Source organism: Amycolatopsis sp. CA-211722 (genome assembly GCF_056828465.1).
Window position 1 is genome coordinate 574,560 of sequence record NZ_CP184752.1, and the last position, 16,132, is coordinate 590,691.

Annotated in this window: 16 protein-coding genes; 12 read left to right on the forward strand and 4 right to left on the reverse strand. The window is 68.4% G+C overall.

Going from position 1 to position 16,132, the window contains the following annotated elements:
• Positions 1-19: 19 nt before the first annotated feature.
• The 5 genes from ACOCEP_RS02755 to ACOCEP_RS02775 are packed head-to-tail and all read left to right on the forward strand — an operon-like array spanning position 20 to position 4,896.
• Positions 20-1,006, forward strand: coding sequence for a LacI family DNA-binding transcriptional regulator (locus ACOCEP_RS02755; protein WP_482335593.1), 987 nt, complete (start codon positions 20-22; stop codon positions 1,004-1,006).
• Positions 1,003-2,058, forward strand: coding sequence for a class I mannose-6-phosphate isomerase (locus tag ACOCEP_RS02760; protein WP_482335594.1), 1,056 nt, complete (start codon positions 1,003-1,005; stop codon positions 2,056-2,058). The genes ACOCEP_RS02755 and ACOCEP_RS02760 overlap by 4 nt, the downstream gene beginning before the upstream one ends.
• Positions 2,055-2,819, forward strand: a complete 765-nt coding sequence (locus tag ACOCEP_RS02765) for an ATP-binding cassette domain-containing protein (RefSeq protein ID WP_240600420.1) — start codon at positions 2,055-2,057, stop codon at positions 2,817-2,819. The genes ACOCEP_RS02760 and ACOCEP_RS02765 overlap by 4 nt, the downstream gene beginning before the upstream one ends.
• Positions 2,816-3,877 carry an ABC transporter permease gene (locus ACOCEP_RS02770; RefSeq protein WP_073848166.1) on the forward strand — a complete coding sequence of 354 codons (1,062 nt, stop codon included), beginning with the start codon at positions 2,816-2,818 and terminating at the stop codon, positions 3,875-3,877. Before ACOCEP_RS02765 ends, ACOCEP_RS02770 begins: the two co-directional genes overlap by 4 nt.
• 29 nt (positions 3,878-3,906) lie before the next feature.
• On the forward strand, positions 3,907-4,896 hold the full coding sequence (locus ACOCEP_RS02775) for an ABC transporter substrate-binding protein (protein WP_482335595.1): 990 nt from the start codon (positions 3,907-3,909) through the stop codon (positions 4,894-4,896).
• Positions 4,897-5,149: 253 nt separating this feature from the next.
• Here ACOCEP_RS02775 and ACOCEP_RS02780 read toward each other — a convergent pair whose 3' ends face one another.
• A complete protein-coding gene (locus tag ACOCEP_RS02780) occupies positions 5,150-5,629 on the reverse strand; it encodes a hypothetical protein (protein WP_482335596.1) in 480 nt (159 codons plus the stop codon).
• A 71-nt stretch (positions 5,630-5,700) separates the two neighbouring features.
• On the opposite strand from ACOCEP_RS02780, the gene ACOCEP_RS02785 reads away from it, so the two are divergent.
• The 6 genes from ACOCEP_RS02785 to ACOCEP_RS02810 all read left to right on the forward strand — a co-directional run bounded on the left by ACOCEP_RS02785 (position 5,701) and on the right by ACOCEP_RS02810 (position 11,625).
• Entirely contained in the window at positions 5,701-6,747 is a 1,047-nt protein-coding gene (locus tag ACOCEP_RS02785; protein WP_482335597.1) for a sensor histidine kinase, read from the forward strand.
• A complete protein-coding gene (locus tag ACOCEP_RS02790) occupies positions 6,744-7,514 on the forward strand; it encodes a LytR/AlgR family response regulator transcription factor (protein ID WP_482335598.1) in 771 nt (256 codons plus the stop codon). Before ACOCEP_RS02785 ends, ACOCEP_RS02790 begins: the two co-directional genes overlap by 4 nt.
• Positions 7,511-7,858 carry a hypothetical protein gene (locus ACOCEP_RS02795; protein ID WP_482335599.1) on the forward strand — a complete coding sequence of 116 codons (348 nt, stop codon included), beginning with the start codon at positions 7,511-7,513 and terminating at the stop codon, positions 7,856-7,858. The genes ACOCEP_RS02790 and ACOCEP_RS02795 overlap by 4 nt, the downstream gene beginning before the upstream one ends.
• Positions 7,858-9,591: a sodium/solute symporter gene (locus ACOCEP_RS02800; RefSeq protein ID WP_482335600.1), complete on the forward strand. Its 1,734-nt coding sequence runs from the start codon at positions 7,858-7,860 to the stop codon at positions 9,589-9,591. The genes ACOCEP_RS02795 and ACOCEP_RS02800 overlap by 1 nt, the downstream gene beginning before the upstream one ends.
• Before the next feature lie 67 nt (positions 9,592-9,658).
• Complete coding sequence (locus tag ACOCEP_RS02805) at positions 9,659-10,000, forward strand: DUF485 domain-containing protein (RefSeq protein ID WP_482335601.1); 342 nt, start codon at positions 9,659-9,661, stop codon at positions 9,998-10,000.
• Positions 9,997-11,625, forward strand: a complete 1,629-nt coding sequence (locus ACOCEP_RS02810; RefSeq protein WP_482335602.1) for a solute symporter family protein — start codon at positions 9,997-9,999, stop codon at positions 11,623-11,625. The genes ACOCEP_RS02805 and ACOCEP_RS02810 overlap by 4 nt, the downstream gene beginning before the upstream one ends.
• A 64-nt stretch (positions 11,626-11,689) precedes the next feature.
• On the opposite strand, the gene ACOCEP_RS02815 is transcribed toward ACOCEP_RS02810, so the two are convergent.
• Together ACOCEP_RS02815 and ACOCEP_RS02820 are read right to left on the reverse strand one after the other, a co-directional pair.
• Entirely contained in the window at positions 11,690-12,433 is a 744-nt protein-coding gene (locus ACOCEP_RS02815) for an isocitrate lyase/PEP mutase family protein (RefSeq protein ID WP_482335603.1), read from the reverse strand.
• Positions 12,430-12,894, reverse strand: coding sequence for a carboxymuconolactone decarboxylase family protein (locus ACOCEP_RS02820; protein WP_016336647.1), 465 nt, complete (start codon positions 12,892-12,894; stop codon positions 12,430-12,432). Before ACOCEP_RS02820 ends, ACOCEP_RS02815 begins: the two co-directional genes overlap by 4 nt.
• A 46-nt stretch (positions 12,895-12,940) precedes the next feature.
• On the opposite strand from ACOCEP_RS02820, the gene pdxR reads away from it, so the two are divergent.
• On the forward strand, positions 12,941-14,320 hold the full coding sequence (gene pdxR, locus ACOCEP_RS02825) for a MocR-like pyridoxine biosynthesis transcription factor PdxR (protein WP_482335604.1): 1,380 nt from the start codon (positions 12,941-12,943) through the stop codon (positions 14,318-14,320).
• An 89-nt stretch (positions 14,321-14,409) separates the two neighbouring features.
• Here the strand turns inward: pdxR and ACOCEP_RS02830 are convergent, their stop codons facing one another.
• Positions 14,410-16,077 (reverse strand): DUF262 domain-containing protein, encoded by a 1,668-nt coding sequence (locus tag ACOCEP_RS02830; RefSeq protein ID WP_482335605.1) that lies wholly within the window; start codon positions 16,075-16,077, stop codon positions 14,410-14,412.
• Positions 16,078-16,132 lie beyond the last annotated feature (55 nt).

A 16,132-nucleotide genomic window follows, 5' to 3' on the forward strand; every position in this document is an offset into this window, starting at 1 on the left:
CACCGGCCGACGGGCCACGATGAGTGACGTGGCCCGGCTCGCGGGCGTGAGCATCAAAACCGTCTCGCGAGTGGTGAACGACGAGCCCGCCGTCCATCCGGACACGGCGGAGCGCGTCATGGCGGCGATCGAGCAGCTCGGGTTCCGGCGCAACCTCGGCGCGCGGAACCTGCGGCGCGGCTCGACGACCGGGACGATCGGCCTGATCGTCGAGGACGTCGGAAACCCTTTCTACTCCGAGCTCAACCGGGCCGTGGAGCGCATCGCGACCTCGTTCGGCCGCCAGGTGCTGACCGGTTCGTCGGAGGAGAACTCCGACCGCGAACGCGAACTGGTCCTGGAGTTCTGCTCCCGCCGGGTCGACGGGATCCTCGTCGTCCCCGCCGGGATGCAGCACGGCTACCTGGTCCCCGAGATGCGCGCGGGTACGCCCGTGGTGTTCCTCGACCGGCCGGCCGGCGACATCCTGGCCGACACGGTGCTGGTCGACAACATCGGCGGCACCGTCGAAGCGGTCGCCCACCTCGCGAAACACGGTCACCGCCGGATCGCGTTCCTCGCCGACAGCCCGGACATCTTCACCGCGGGCGAACGCCTGCGCGGGTTCCGGGAAGGCTGCGTCCGCAACGGGATCCCCTTCGACGAACACCTCGTCATGATGCGGACGCCGACCGCCGAGAGCGTCGGCGACGCCGTGAAACGGCTGCTCACCGGGCCGAACCCGGCCACCGCCGTGATCGCGGGCAACAACCGGGTCGCCGTCCACCTGCTGCGCGCCCTGGCGCACGCGGAGCGGCGTCCCGCGATGATCAGCTTCGACGACTTCGAGCTGGCGGATCTGCTGGATCCGCCGGTCTCTGTGATCGCGCACGACGTGAGCGCACTGGGCCGGGCGGCCGCGGAACTGCTGTTCGCCCGGGTCCAGGGAGATCAATCCGCACCGAGAAAGGTAGTTCTGCCCGTGCATCTCGTAGCCCGCGGTTCCGGGGAGGTCGCGCCTTCATGAGCGGTCACCTCGAACCGATCCGCCTGCCGGCGAACCAGCCGCCGCAGTTCTACCGCGGCGGGGACGCCATCGCCGCGTTGCGGGGCGCCCCGTCGGAGTCCAAATTCGGACCCGAAGACTGGGTCGGCTCGGCCACCACGATGTTCGGCCAGGAGACCAACGGCCTGACCAAGCTGCCCAGCGGGGTCTGGCTGCGCGACGCCGTCCGCGAGAACCCGGCCGCGTGGCTCGGCGCCAAGCATGTCGAGGCGCTCGGCGATTCGACCGGCCTGCTGGTGAAGCTGCTCGACGCGGGCCAGCGCCTGCCCGTGCACTTCCACCCGTCCGATTCGTTCGCCAAACGCCATTTCGACTCGCACTTCGGCAAGACCGAGGCATGGATCGTGGTCGGCACCTACGGCGACGACCCGCGCGTCTACCCCGGCTTCAAGGAGACCGTCGACAAAGGGACCGTCAACGAATGGGCCCGCACCCAGGACGCGCCCGCCATGCTCGAGGCGCTGAACAGCGTCGCGGTCACCCCCGGCGACACGGTCTACATCCCGGCGGGCCTGCCGCACGCGATCGGCGAAGGTGTGTTCGTCGTCGAGCTCCAGCAGCCGACCGACTTCTCGCTGACCCTGGAATGGCGCGACTTCCTGGCGAACCCGGAGAAGGCGCACCTCGGCATCGGCTTCGAGACCGCCATCGAAACCCTGGACACCACGGGCTGGGACGAAGAACGGCTCGGCTCGATCGTCAAGCGGACCGCCGGTGACGAAGCGTCCACTGTGGACTTGCTCGCCGACGGCAGTGACGCGTTCTTCCGCGCCGACCAGCTCCGTCCGGCTGTTTCGGGTAGGGCGACAACGTTGTCACTCGATCCGTCGTTCGCGGTGCTGGTCGTCATGGACGGCTCGGGCACGCTCCGCACCGAACACGGCGGCGAGTACGCGCTGCGCAAGGGCGAGACGTACGTGGTCCCGCACGACGCCGGTCAATCCACTGTGGAGGGTGACGTCACGGTCATCCGCTGCCGGCCGCCGGCACCCGAGACGAGGGAGCGATCGTGAGCGAACTCCTGCTCGACGCACAGAACCTGGTCAAGCGCTACGGCTCGGTGGAAGCCCTGCGCGGCGCGTCCTTCCAGGCCCGCGCCGGTGAGGTCACCGCGCTGATCGGTGACAACGGCGCCGGGAAGTCCACTTTGGTCAAATGCCTGTCCGGCGCGGAACAGCCGACGTCGGGCAGCATCCTGCTCGACGGCTCGGCGGTGGTGCTCGACTCCCCCACCACGGCACGGCGGATGGGCATCGAGACGGTGTACCAGGACCTCGCGGTCGCCCCGGAACTCGACCCGGCCGCGAACCTGTTCCTCGGCAGGGAGATCCACCGCAAGGGGATCCTCGGCAAACTCGGGATGCTGGACAAGAAGGAGATGAAACGCCAGGCCGTGGAGGAGTTCCAGCGGCTGGGCGTGACCCTGCAGAGCACCGACGTCCCGATCGGTTCGCTTTCGGGCGGGCAGCGGCAGAGCGTCGCCGTCGCGCGCTCGGTCGTCTGGGCGTCGAAGGTCGTGTTCATGGACGAGCCGACGGCCGCGCTCGGCGTCGTGCAGCGCGAACGCGTGCTCGACGTGATCAAGAAGGTGCGGGACAAGGGCATCGCCGTCGTGCTGATCAGCCACAACATGCCCGAGGTGCTGTCGGTGGCCGACCGGATCGAGGTGCTGCGGCTCGGCAAACGCGTCGCCCGGTTCACCGGCGCGGACACGAAACTGGAAGACCTGGTCGCCGCGATGACGGGCGCCCTCGTACAAGAGGAGGCGGCGTGACCGTGTCCACTCCGACGAAGAACGGCCCCGAGATCCAGACCTCAGTGGACGGTGGCTTCGGCAAGCGTTCGATCGGGCAACGGCTCATCGGGGCCAACACGTTCTGGATCGCGTTGGTGCTGCTGGCGCTGATCATCGTGTTCACCGCGATCGCGCCCGCCGAGTTCGCGACGTTGTTCACCTTCCAGACGCTGCTCATCGAGACGTCGGTGCTGCTGGTGCTCTCGGTCGGCATGACGTTCGTGATCATCACCTCCGGGATCGACCTCTCGGTCGGTTCGGTGCTGATCTTCGCGGGCATGGTGGCAGGCAAGACGATGGAGGCGCTGAGCCCCGACGGTGACGCCACCAAAGCGGGCTGGGGCGTCATCACCGCCGGGCTCGTGGCCGCGGTCGTCGCGGGCACGATCTGGGGGCTGATCAACGGTTTCCTGATCGCGGTGGCGAACATCCCGCCGCTGATCGTCACGCTCGGCACGATGGGTGCCGCGCTCGGCGCCGCGTACCTGCTGAACAACGGGTCCGACGTGCGCAGCGTGCCGACCGAGCTCAACAAGACGCTCGGCTACGGGACGTCGTTCGGCGGCGTGCCGAACCTGGTGCTGGTGGCCGTGGTGATCACGTTGATCGGCGCCTGGTTGTTGCACACCACCAAATTCGGCCGCTACACCTACGCCGTCGGCTCCAACGCCGAGGGCGCGCGCCGGGCGGGCATCGGGGTGACCGCGCACCTGCTGAAGGTGTACACGCTCACCGGTTTCCTCGCCGGTGTCGCCGGTTTCCTCTCGCTGGCGTACTACGCGTCGACGACGATTTCGGCGCACACCACCGACAACCTCAACGCCATCGCCGCCACGGTGATGGGCGGGACGAGTCTCTTCGGCGGCGTCGGTTCGGTGCTGGGCACGGTGATCGGCGTGTTCATCCCGGCCGTGCTGAAGAAGGGCTTCAACATCACGCAGGTCCAGGACTTCTGGCAGATGATCGCGGTCGGCGCGGTGCTGATCGCCGCGGTCTGGTTCGACCAGCGGCGCCGTCGTCGCCGCAATTCTCGCTGATTCCCTACGCACAAAGAGGTGCAATCCCCATGAAGAAGACCCTGCTCATGACCGGTGCCGCCCTCTCCGCGGCCCTCCTGCTCACCGCGTGCGGTGGTGGTACTGTCGGCGAGGCGCCGTCAGGCGACTCCGGCGCCAAGACCAACAACAAGAAGCTGTCGCTCATCCCGGGCGTGCAGGCCGAGCCGTTCTACATCTCGATGCAGTGCGGCGCCGAGGCCGAGGCCAAGAAGGCGGGCTACGAGCTCGCCACGCAGGCTCCGCAGAAGTTCGACGCGGCCATGCAGACTCAGCTCGTCAACGCGCTGGGCTCCAACCCGCCCGCCGCGCTGCTCATCGCGCCGACCGACGCCCAGGCGATGCTCGCGCCGATCCAGCAGGTCAAGAACCGCGGCTCGAAGATCATCGAGGTCGACACCGCGCTGAAGGACACCAGCGTGGCCGAGTCCTCGATCTCGTCGGACAACGCCGAGGGCGGCAAGCTCGCCGCGAAGACGATGGCCGAACTGGCCGCGGGCAAGACCGGCTCGGTGCTGGTGCTCGACACCATCGCCGGCACCTCGACCACGAACACCCGCGCGAAGGGTTTCGAGGACGAGCTGAAGAACCACCCGAACCTGAAGTCGGCGGGGGTGCAGTTCACCCAGAACGAGCCCGACCAGGCCGCGTCCAAGGTGACCGCCGCGCTGGCGTCCACCCCGGACCTGATCGGGATCTTCGCGACCAACCTCAACACCGGTGAGGGCGCCGCGACCGGCCTGCGGAACGCGGGCAAGATCGGCGCGGTCAACCTGATCGGCTTCGACGCCTCGCCGTCGGAGATCGAGGGCCTGAAGAAGGGCGAGTACCAGGGCCTCATCGCGCAGGACCCGGCCGCCATCGGGCAGCAGGGCGTGCAGCAGGCCATCGCGGCGCTGGAGGGCAAGCCGGTGACGCGGAACCTGACCGCTTCGCTGCACTCGATCACCAAGGCGAACATGGACGCGAACGCCCAGTACTTCTACAAGCAGAGCTGCTGACGCGCTTCGGTGCCGCTATGAACGGTCCGTTCCTTGCGAAATTTGCGAGGAACGGACCGTTCATAGCGTTCGGGACCGGCGCACTCCCGCGGCTCGACCAGCTCCCCCAGCGTGAGATGAAGGAGTCTTTCATTGCGAAATTTGCGATGAAAGACTCCTTCATCTCACGCTGAGAGAGCCGGCCGGATGTCATGAAAGGGTCGTTCAGGACGTTTTTCGTCCTGAACGACCCTTTCATGACATCCGGAGCGCCTCACTCGGCGAACTCGACCACCCCACCGGGTGCGAAGCGCGTGAGACCCGCGTACAGCACAGCGCCCCCACCAAGGTGCCCCAGCGCGTACCTGTACTCGCCGTCCTCGAGCAACACTCCGGGCCCCGAGCCGGTCCAGTCGAGCCGGTAGTGCCACCAGTGCATCCACCGCCCCACCCGCCGCTTCTCCCGGTACACCCGCAACCGGGTCGCCTCGGTCCACCGGACCTCGAACACGCCCGGCACCGAGAACCCCGCGGCGGAAAGCACCAACGAGCTCGCCGACTTCCGGAGAGCGAGCAGGATCAACCCCGCGAAGGCCACGCTGAGCAGGCTGAACACCACCCCGGAAACCGAGCCGGAGAACAGCGCCAGTACGACGGCCACCAGGCCGCCCACGCCGAACACCACGAACCCCGTCCACGCGAACCGGCGCATCACGACGTCCAGCCGGAGCACCACGGCATCCCCAGTGACCATGCCCGGAGCGTAACCGGCGAAACCACGCAGCGACGTTAGGATCTAGGCCCCGACGTCGTGGAGGAGGCCGGATGAGCACCCGTCTGCCCTGGCGTGCCGCCGCGACCGTCGATCCGGTGCCGGTGCTCGTCGCCGCCCAGCGTGTCGCGGACGATCTCATGGACGGCCTCGCGGGACCTCGCGCCCGCCAGGCCGCGCACGGCCTCCGGCGGCTGTTCGGCGTCGCCGGGCTCGGTCTCGGCGACCTGTCCGGCTCGCTCGTCTGGTCCGGTCGCCCGGCGTCGGACGACGTCGTCGCCTCCGCGCTCGACGAGGTTCTCCACTCCGAGACGCCGGTGTCCGAGCCCGGGCTGCTGGCGCTGCCCCTGCACGTCCACGACGAACTGGCCGGCGTCCTCCTGGTCACCGAAACCACGAACGCGGTCGCCCGCCAGGCCGTCGAGCTCGTCGTCCACGCGCTCGAACGCGGCAGGCTGGAGGCTTCCGCCGAGCAGGCCGCGGAGGCCGAGTTGCGCGCGCTGCGGGCCGAGATCTCGCCGCATTTCGTCTACAACGCGCTCACCGTGATCTCGTCGCTGGTCCGCTCCGATCCGGACCGCGCCCGCGACCTGATGCTCGATTTCGCCGAGTACACGCGCTACAGCCTCGCGCGGCATGGCGAGTACACGATGGTCGCCGAGGAGTTTCGCGCCATCGAGACGTATCTGGCGTTGCAGCGCGCCGTGCTCGGCGAGCGGCTGCGGGTGCAGGTGCGCGTCGCGCCGGAGGTGCTGGCCGTCGCGGTGCCGTACCTCGTGCTGGAACCGCTGGTGGAGAACGCGATCCGGCACGGGATCGAGCCACGCGCCGAGGCGGGGTTCATCCAGGTTCAGGGAATGGCGGAAGGGAACGACTGCGTGATCAGCGTCGAGGACGACGGTGTCGGCATGGACCCCGCGCGCGCGGCGGCGATCCTGGCCGGGCGTGGCGACGACGGCGGCGTCGGACTGGCCAATGTGGACAGAAGGCTGCGTAGCGTCTACGGGCCCTGGTACGGCCTGACGGTCGAGACGGAGACCGGCGCGGGCACCAGGGTCGTGGTGCGCGTGCCCCGATTCCAGCCGGGGGTGCTGCCGTGACGAACGGGCTGCGGGTGCTGGCGGTCGACGACGTCCCGCCCGCCCTCGACGAGCTGTGCAGCCTGCTGCGCGAGGCACCGGAGGTCGCCGAGGTGATCGCCGCCGGTGACGCGCTGAACGCGCTCAAGCTGTTGCAGGGCAGTCATTTCGACGCCGTCTTTCTGGACATCTCCATGCCGGGACTCGACGGGCTCGAACTCGCCTCACTGCTGGCCCGGCTCAGCGAACCGCCGGTGATCGTGTTCGTCACCGCGCACGACGGGCACGCCGTGGCCGCGTACGGTATCGGCGCCGTCGACTACCTGCTCAAACCGGTCCGCGCGGAACGGCTGTCCGCCGCACTGTCCAAAGTGGTCAGGATGGCGGGCAACCAGCCCGACGAACCGAAGCCCGCGCCGGACGCGATGTCCGCGCTGCCGGTGGAATCCGGCGGGCGCACCCGGTACGTCCGCCGCGACGACGTCCAGTTCGTCGAGGCGCACGGCGACTACGTCCGGCTGCACACGAAATCCGGCGTGCACGTCACGCGCATGCCCATCTCCCGGCTGGAAGAGTATTGGGAGGGAACGGGATTCACCCGCGTTCACCGGGGTTTCCTGCTCGCCGTGGACGCCGTGCTCGAACTGCGCAGCGACACCACCGGCGGCCTGCTCGCGCATACGGAGGCGGGTGACGTGCCGGTGAGCCGCCGCCACGCGCGCGACCTGCGGGACCGGCTGCTCGCCGCCGCGCAACGCGGTGAACTCGGCCGGGGCGGCCGTCCGTGAGCCGCGTCAAACGGGTGGCCGTCACCAGTCCGCAGACGCGGCTCGCGCGTTCGCGGCGCCGTTCGCGCGGACGGTGGCGGGTCCCCCGGCTGGCCGCGGGCGACGCCGAGCGAGCGGACGCGCTGTACCGGGCCCAGCGTCGTCGCGGACTGCCCGCGCTGGCCGGGATGTTCGGCCTGGTGTTCGGGCTCCCGCTGGTGTTCGGGCTGTTCCCTGGGCTGGATTCGGTGCGGCTGCTGGGTATCCCGCTGTCCTGGCTGATGATCGCGATCCTCCCGTACCCGGCGATGGCCCTGCTGTCGTGGTGGCAGCTGCGCCGGGCGGAAAAGATCGAGGACGAGTAGTGGTCGCGGCGCTCTCGGTGGCCCCCGTCGTGCTGGTCACCCTGCTGATCGGGTTGCGCGGGGTCGCGGCCATGCGCACGACGTCGGATTTCCTCGTCGCCTCGCGCCGGATCTCGCCACTGGTCAACTCCGCCGCGGTCTCCGGCGAGTACCTGTCCGCGGCGTCGTTCCTCGGTGTCGCCGGGCTGGTGGTGAAGGACGGTATCGGCGCGCTCTGGTACCCGGTCGGGTTCACCGCCGGGTACATCGCGATGCTGGTGCTCGTCGCCGCGCCGATGCGGCGCTCCGGCGCGCTCACCGTCCCGGACTTCGCCGAGGCGCGGCTCGCCTCCCCCGCCCTGCGCAGGCTCGCCGCCGTCGTCGTCCTCGTGATCGGAACCCTTTACCTGGTCCCGCAATTCCGCACCGCGGGGCTCGTGCTCACCGCGGTCGGCGGCACGCCGTACTGGGTCGGCGTCGTCATCGCGGGCACCGCCGTCAGCGCGACACTGGCGCTCGGCGGGATGCGCGCGGCGACCTACGTCCAGGCCTTCCAGTTCGTGCTGAAGCTGCTGCTGTTCATCGTCCCCGCGATCTGGCTGGTCTCCCAGGTCTCCCCGGAACAGCGGTCGGCCTCGGTGCACCCGGTGGAATTCACCCACTTCGCCCGCGACACGAAGCTGTCCTTCGAGATCGACGTGACGCTGACCCTGCGCGAGCCGACCACCTTGCTCACCCCGGAAAAGCGTGTCGTGCCGCCGGGTGAACTGGTGGCCAGGAGCGGCGAGACACTCGAATTCGCCGAGGGCGCACCGGTTCCCGCCGTCCGGGGCGGCGCCCCGCTGGGCGGGCCGGACTGGCAACGGCCGCTGCTCGACCTCGGCGATCAGGGTTATCCGCTGCTCGGCACGTGGGCGATCCTGATCGCCACCATGCTCGGCACCATGGGCCTGCCGCACGTCCTGATGCGCTTCCACACCAGCCCGGACGGCCGCGCCGCCCGCCGGACCGCGGCGATCACCGTCGCCCTGCTCGGCGTCTTCTACCTGTTCCCAGGGGTGTACGGCGTCTTCGGCCGCGTGCTGGTGCCCGAGCTGTACGTCTCCGGCGCCACGGACACGGTCGTCGTGGCGCTGCCGGCGCAGATCGACGACGGCTGGGCGGGCTCGTTGTTCACCGGATTGCTGACGGCGGGCGCGTTCGCCGCGTTCCTGGCGACGTCGCTCGGGCTGCTGCTGGTGATCTCCGGCGCGGTCGCGCACGACCTGGCACCCGGCGGCCTGCGGAGACTGCGCTGGTCGGTGCTCGGAGCGGCGGCGGTGATGGTCCTGCTCGCGCTGCCGTCGGCCAGATTGGACGCCGGTGTCCTCGTCACCTGGGGCTTCACCGTGGCCGCGTCGACGTTCTGTCCCTTGCTGGTGCTCGGCATCTGGTGGAACCGGCTCACCGCCGCGGGCGCGATCAGCGGTGTGCTCGCCGGGCTCGTCGCGTCTTCGGGCTCGATCCTCGTCGCCTTGTTCGTCCCGAGCCTGAGCGGTCTGCCCGCGATCCTCGTGTCGCAGCCCGCGCCCTGGTCGGTTCCGCTGGCATTCGGAGTAATGATCGTGGTTTCCTGGCGGGGCAGGCCTCCCGCCTGGTCGACGGCCGCGATGCTGAGGCTGCACTTGGACGATCGCACAGCCGAAGCCCCTTCGTCGTGGTCCGGCCACCGTTCGTCGACCGTTCGTCGTCTCGGCAGACGTTTGAACCGCTGAAGGTTCCGGTCTCCTTGACCTCTCCTTAACGTGTCGCGGAACACATTCGCGGTGCGAGGAGAACACGATGAGTACCGAAACGGACACTCCCAGTCCGCCCGACGTCGACTGGGACAAAGCTCATGACAGCGCGGAGTTCAAGGAACTGCGGGCTCGGCTGCGCCGGTTCGTCTTCCCCGTCTCGGCGTTGTTCCTCCTCTGGTACCTGCTCTACGTGCTGCTCGCCGACTACGCGCACGGCTTCATGAGCACGAAGCTGGTCGGCAACATCAACGTCGGCCTCGTCTTCGGGCTGCTGCAGTTCGTTTCGACCTTCGTGATCACCGGGCTCTACGTCCGCTACGCGAACAAGAAACTCGACCCCATCGCGGAGAAGATCCGCACGGACATCGAGAGTGAGGCCAAATGAACCTCGCCGCCGGAGTCGAGGGCAGCAGCCCCGTACTCAACATCACCATCTTCGGCCTGTTCGTGGTGGTCACGCTCTTCGTCGTCTTCCGGGCGAGCCGCAACACGAAGACGGCGTCGGACTACTACGCCGCCGGCCGCGCGTTCACCGGCCCGCAGAACGGCGTCGCCATCGCGGGTGACTACCTGTCTGCCGCGTCGTTCCTCGGGATCGCGGGCGCCATCGCCATCTACGGCTACGACGGTTTCCTCTACTCCATCGGATTCCTGGTCGCGTGGCTGGTCGCGTTGCTGCTGGTCGCGGAACTGCTGCGCAACACCGGCAAGTTCACCATGGGCGACGTGCTGGCGTTCCGGATGAAGCAGCGCCCGGTCCGGGCCGCGGCGGCGACGTCCACGCTGGCGGTGTCGTTCTTCTACCTGCTGGCGCAGATGGCGGGCGCCGGTGGCCTGGTCGCGCTGCTGCTCGGGATCGAGAGCAAGGCCGGGCAGGCCGCGATCATCGTGATCGTCGGCGTCATCATGATCGCCTACGTGCTCATCGGCGGGATGAAGGGCACCACGTGGGTCCAGATCATCAAGGCGGCGCTGCTCATCGCCGGCGCGCTGGCGATGACGCTGTGGGTGCTGGGCATGTACGGCTTCAACCTTTCCGCGCTGCTGCAGAGCGCCGTGGACAAGGCGGGCAAGGCCGGTGAGGCGCTGCTCGGGCCGGGCAACCAGTACGGCAAGACCGGCACGACCAAACTCGACTTCCTGTCGCTGGGCATCGCCCTGGTACTGGGCACCGCGGGTCTGCCGCACGTCCTGATGCGCTTCTACACGGTGCCGACCGCGAAGGAAGCCCGTCGTTCCGTGGTGTGGGCGATCGGCCTGATCGGCGTCTTCTACCTGTTCACCCTGGTGCTGGGCTACGGCGCCGGCGCGCTCGTCGGCGCGGACAAGATCAAGGCGGCGCCCGGTGGCGTGAACTCGGCGGCCCCGCTGCTGGCGCTCGAACTGGGCGGCCCGATCCTGCTCGGGCTGATCGCCGCGATCGCGTTCGCGACGATCCTCGCCGTGGTCGCGGGTCTGACGATCACCGCGTCGGCGTCGTTCGCGCACGACGTCTACGCCAACGTGATCAAGAAGGGCAAGGCGAGCCCGGCTTCGGAGGTGAAGGTCGCCCGGATCACCGCGCTGGTGATCGGCGCGGTCGCGATCCTCGGCGGCATCCTCGCCAACGGGCAGAACATCGCGTTCCTGGTGGCGCTGGCCTTCGCGGTGGCGGCGTCGGCGAACCTGCCGACCATCCTCTACTCGCTGTTCTGGAAGCGGTTCAACACCCAGGGCGCGCTGTGGAGCATCTACGGCGGTCTCGCGGTCTGCATCGTGCTGATCGTGTTCTCACCGGCCGTCTCGGGTAAGCCGGTCGACCCGAAGACCGGCAAGAGCGCGTCGATGATCCAGGGTGTCGACTTCCACTGGTTCCCGCTGGACAACCCGGGGCTCGTCTCCATCCCCGTGGCGTTCTTCCTCGGCTGGCTCGGGACCGTGCTGTCCAAGGAGCACAACCAGAAGAAGTACGCCGAGATGGAGGTCCGGTCCCTCACCGGAGCGGGCGCCGAAAAGGCCGTCGCCCACTGATCGCCGGGACGGTGCGGCCGGCATCCAACGCCCCCGGCCGCACCGTCCCGGTTCCCATTCCCCTTCAGTACGGCAGTTTCCCCGCCGTCAGTTCGGCCAGCTTCGCGCGGAGATCGGCGCGGGCCGACTTCCACAGCCCGGTACCCAGCGAGATCCGCGCCACCCCCAGTGCGGTGAGCGCGGAGAGATCGGGGCCTCCGGGCATCGGAGCGGCGTTGACCGCTCCCGGCGCGACCGCCCGCACGAACTCGCCGAGCACTTCCGGCGACTTCACCATGATCGGATAGACGCAGTCCGCCCCGGCGTCGAAGTACGCCTTGGCCCGCAGGATCGCATCGTCCAGTACCGCTCGTTCGTCCGGCGCGCCGAGGAAGACGTCGACGCGGGCGTTGATCACCAGCGCGTCCCCGGCGGCTTCGCGCAACTTCGCGACCCGTTCCGCCTGCGCGTCGAGCGGGCGTACCCCGCCTGAAGCGTGATCGGTGTCCTCGTAGTTGCAGCCGACGGCACCCGCCTCGGCCAGTCTCGCCGCGAGTTCTCCCGCTTCGAGCCCATACCCGCCTTCCGCGTCGACGGTCACCGGCACCGAGACCGCCCGCGCGATCCGCGCGGCCGCCGCGAACATCTCGTCGGCGGGCGCGTCCTCCCCGTCGTCGTACCCGAGGACCTTGGCCACGGCGAAGGAACTCGTCGCCACGACCGGGAACCCGGCGGCTTCCACGAGACGTGCGCTGTCCGCGTCCCACGCGTTCGGCAGGAGCAGCGGAGCGCCCGCCACGTGCAGTTCCCGCAGCCGGGCCGCCGTCATTCGGCGCGCTCGGGCAGCGGCGCGTGGCTGGTGACGCACATCCGGTTCCAACTGTTGATCGCGATGGCCTCCCAGACGATCGCGCGGTACTGCTCCTCGGTGAAGACGCGGGTGGCCTCTTCGTAGACGTCGTCCGGGACGTCGTGCAAGGTCGCGACGTTCGTGATCGCCTCGGTGAGCGCGAGCGCGGCACGCTCCTGCTCGGTGAACAGTTCGGTCTCGCGCCAGCCTTGCAGCACGAACAGCCGTCGCGGCGACTCACCCATCTGCAGCGCGTCGTGAGAGTGCATGTCGAGGCAGAACGCGCAGTGGTTGATCTGCGACGAGCGCATCTTCACCAGTTCGAGGATCTTCTGGTCGACGCCGGCGTTGGCGGCGGCCTTCTCGACTTCGGCCTGGAGTTTCGCCATGGCCTGGTAGATCTCGGGCACTCGTTTGCCCACGTGGATTCGCTCGGTCATGACTGCGAATCTAGCGGCGACTGGCCCACGAGTATGGTCCAGTGGCATGGCAGATTCATGGTCCAGTTCGGGAATAGACGTCCACCTGGACTGGCGCCCCGAAAGCGGCCGGACCGGGCTCGCGACGGCGATCCGCGCGGCCATCCGGGAGGGACGCTGGCAGGCGGGCGCCGCGGTGCCCTCGACCAGGGCGCTGGCGCAGGACCTCGGCGTGGCCAGGGGAACGGTCACCCGGGTCTACGCCGACCTCGCCGCCGAGGGATACCTGCGGACCACGCAGGGCGCGCCGACCCGCGTCGCGACGGCGGGCGCGCTGCCCGCGTCGGCGCCGAGGCCGGTCCCCCGCGACCCGGCGCCGCGTTGGGATCTGCGGCCCGGCAGGCCGAACCTGTCCGCGTTCCCCCGCGCCGCCTGGCTCGCGGCGACCCGGCGGGCGCTGCACCAGGCGCCGATGACGGCGTTCGACTACACGGCCGAGTCGGGTGCGGCGGAACTTCGGGAGACGCTCGCCGCGTATCTCGCCCGCAGCCGCGGGGTGCTCGCCGACCCGGCCCGCATCCTGGTGTGCTCCGGGTTCTCTCACGCGATCGCGGTCCTGGCGCGGGTCCTGCACGCGCGCGGCGCGGACGAGATCGCGTTCGAGAACCCGTCACTGCACATCTACCGGAACATCGCCGCCGCCAACGGTCCCCGCGTGGTCGGCGTTCCCGTCGACGACCACGGGATCACCGTGTCCTCTTTGGACAGTCCAGCGGTGGTGGTCACACCGGCGCACCAGTACCCGTTGGGTGTCACACTCGCCCCTCAGCGACGGGCGGAACTCACCCGCTGGGCGGAGGAAACCGGTGCCGTCGTCATCGAGGACGACTACGACGGCGAGTTCCGGTTCGACCACCAGCAGGTCGGCGCGTTGCAGGCGCTGGCACCCGAACGGGTCGTGTACGTGGGCACGACGAGCAAGACGCTCGCGCCGTCGCTGCGCCTGGGCTGGATGGTGCTGCCGCGGTTCCTGGTCGAACCGGTGCGCGCGGCGCTGGCCGAGAGCGGCGCGCGACCGGCCCTGCTGGACCAGCTGGCGTTGGCCGAACTGATCGAATCGGGCGCCTACGACCAGCACATCCGCCGCTGCCGGATCGAGTACCGCTCCCGGCGCGACAAGCTGCTCACCGCTCTGCCGGATTCCGTGCTGCCGCAAGGGATCTCCGCCGGTCTGCACCTGGTGCTCCAGTTCCCCGGCGAGCTTCCCCGGGAGATGGAGGTGCTGGCCGCCTGCCGCCGCCGCGCCATCGGGCTCGAAGGCCTCAGCGGCTACTGGATCGGCGAGCCACAGCGCGAAGGGCTCATCATCGGGTACGGCGCCGCCGCGAAGCACGCTTTCGGCGGCGCCACCCAAGCCTTGCGCGAAGCCATCTTCGAGGTCACCTGACCCTCACCCCCGCGTTTCGTCCTCTAAATGCGGTAGTTGGCAGTGCGAACCACCGCATTTAGAGGACTAAACGCGTGGGGGCAGCGTCATCACTGGCGCACCAGGTCCCAGCACTCGCTGAGGATGTCGATCAGGTTCTGCTGCCGCTGCTCCAAAACCTCGGGCGTCCAGCTTTCGGTTGCCAGCATTTGAGTCGTGAGAGGGAAGTTCGAAACCGACTTGGCGGTGAAGTACTTCGTCTTCTTGGTGACGAAGTCGTAGTTCTTCGCCTGGGCGTTCTTGGTCCGGCTCAACAGCACCAGATTGGCCAACCGGTGGGTCCAGAACACCCGCTCCGTCAGGGTGAACAGCCGAGTCCAGTCGCTGCCGCGCTGAGGGTTCTGAGGAAGAACGTGTTCGACAGTGATCATCTTGGGCTCATACCGGAGCGCCTCTGGATCTGACAGCAGCTCGTCGAGCCGGATCAGCACGTACTTCCGCACGATCCACTGGTTGTAGATCTCGCCGCCCAGGCGGTCGACCACCTCGGCGCATTCGTCCGGCGTCAGCTCGAGCGCCGGGGCGTCCAGCCCTAGGCCATCGTCGAGTTCGCGGAGAAGCTGCCCGATACGCTGCCCACGTTGGTGGGTATTGAAGCGCCGGAGCAGCATAGACGCTCCAAGACGGTCGAGCTTACGAAGAAACTTCTCCAACCACTCAGAATCGAAACGGTGGTTAGTGAACGCCCACAGCGCGGGCGGCTGCCAATCGAAGTCGTCGAGCCGATGCAGACGCCGCAGCCAGCGATTGATCCCGGTCGGATCGTCCGCCGACTGGTAGTCGCAGGCGAGGAGGTCCCGGTAGGCCTGCCCGTACGGTTCCAACACCTCGTCGACGAACGCCGCCGGACGGTCGGGCAAGAACCCGCTGAGCACACTGGCGTCGAACTCCTGAAGCAGTTCCTTCCTTGCCCGCACCCTCATGTAGACCATTCGGATGTGGGAAAACAGGTCCGCGAACGCGTCTCGGCCTAGATCGACCTCCAGGTCCTCCCACTTGCCGGCGTACTTCTCCTTCAGGGCGTCGGGAAGTGCGCCGACGACCCTGGACTTGAAGATGTCGGCCGGCGAAAGCTCCACCCCACGCGAGTTCATCACCGAAAAGATCCGGTAGGCGCTGGCCAAGTCGGGCGTGCTGACGATCACCAAGAACGTTCTCTGAACGATGGTCTTCGCCAGCGCGAAGCGTTCCTCGGGACTCTTCTGCTCCAAGAGCCTGCGCAGCGCGTTGACATTTTCCGCGATACGCTGCTGTGCGTCGTTCGCCGGTGCTGCGCCGTTCTCCAGAACGGCCATGCCACCACGGTCCTGCACATGCTTACGAAAGAACTCTTCGTCGCGACGCCGAAGCTTGAGCCGAGGGCGTGACGCCAGGTCTTGAATGGGGTCTCCAGGCTCCCAGATCAGCTTGTCCAGGTAGTCCTTCTCGTCGTCGCTCAGCTCACGAAGCACCGATAAGAGGATCGTCAGAGTGGTCAGCCGCTGTTGACCGTCGATCACCTCGGCTCTCGGCTCGCCCGCTTCCTTGACCAAGACCACCGAGCCGAGGAAGTAGGGCTCATCCGGGTTGCGATCGACCGCGTCGTACAGATCGTGGAACAACTGGGTCGCCTGCTCGGTTCCCCAGGTGTACGGCCGCTGGTAGTCGGGGATCGTGAACTCGTAGTCACTCGCGAACACTTTCGACAGTGGAACTTCGTGCGCTTCGAGTTTCTTCATACGACCAATCCACTCCGGAACATGCGGGCTCCCTACGAGTCGTACGAGTGCCGGA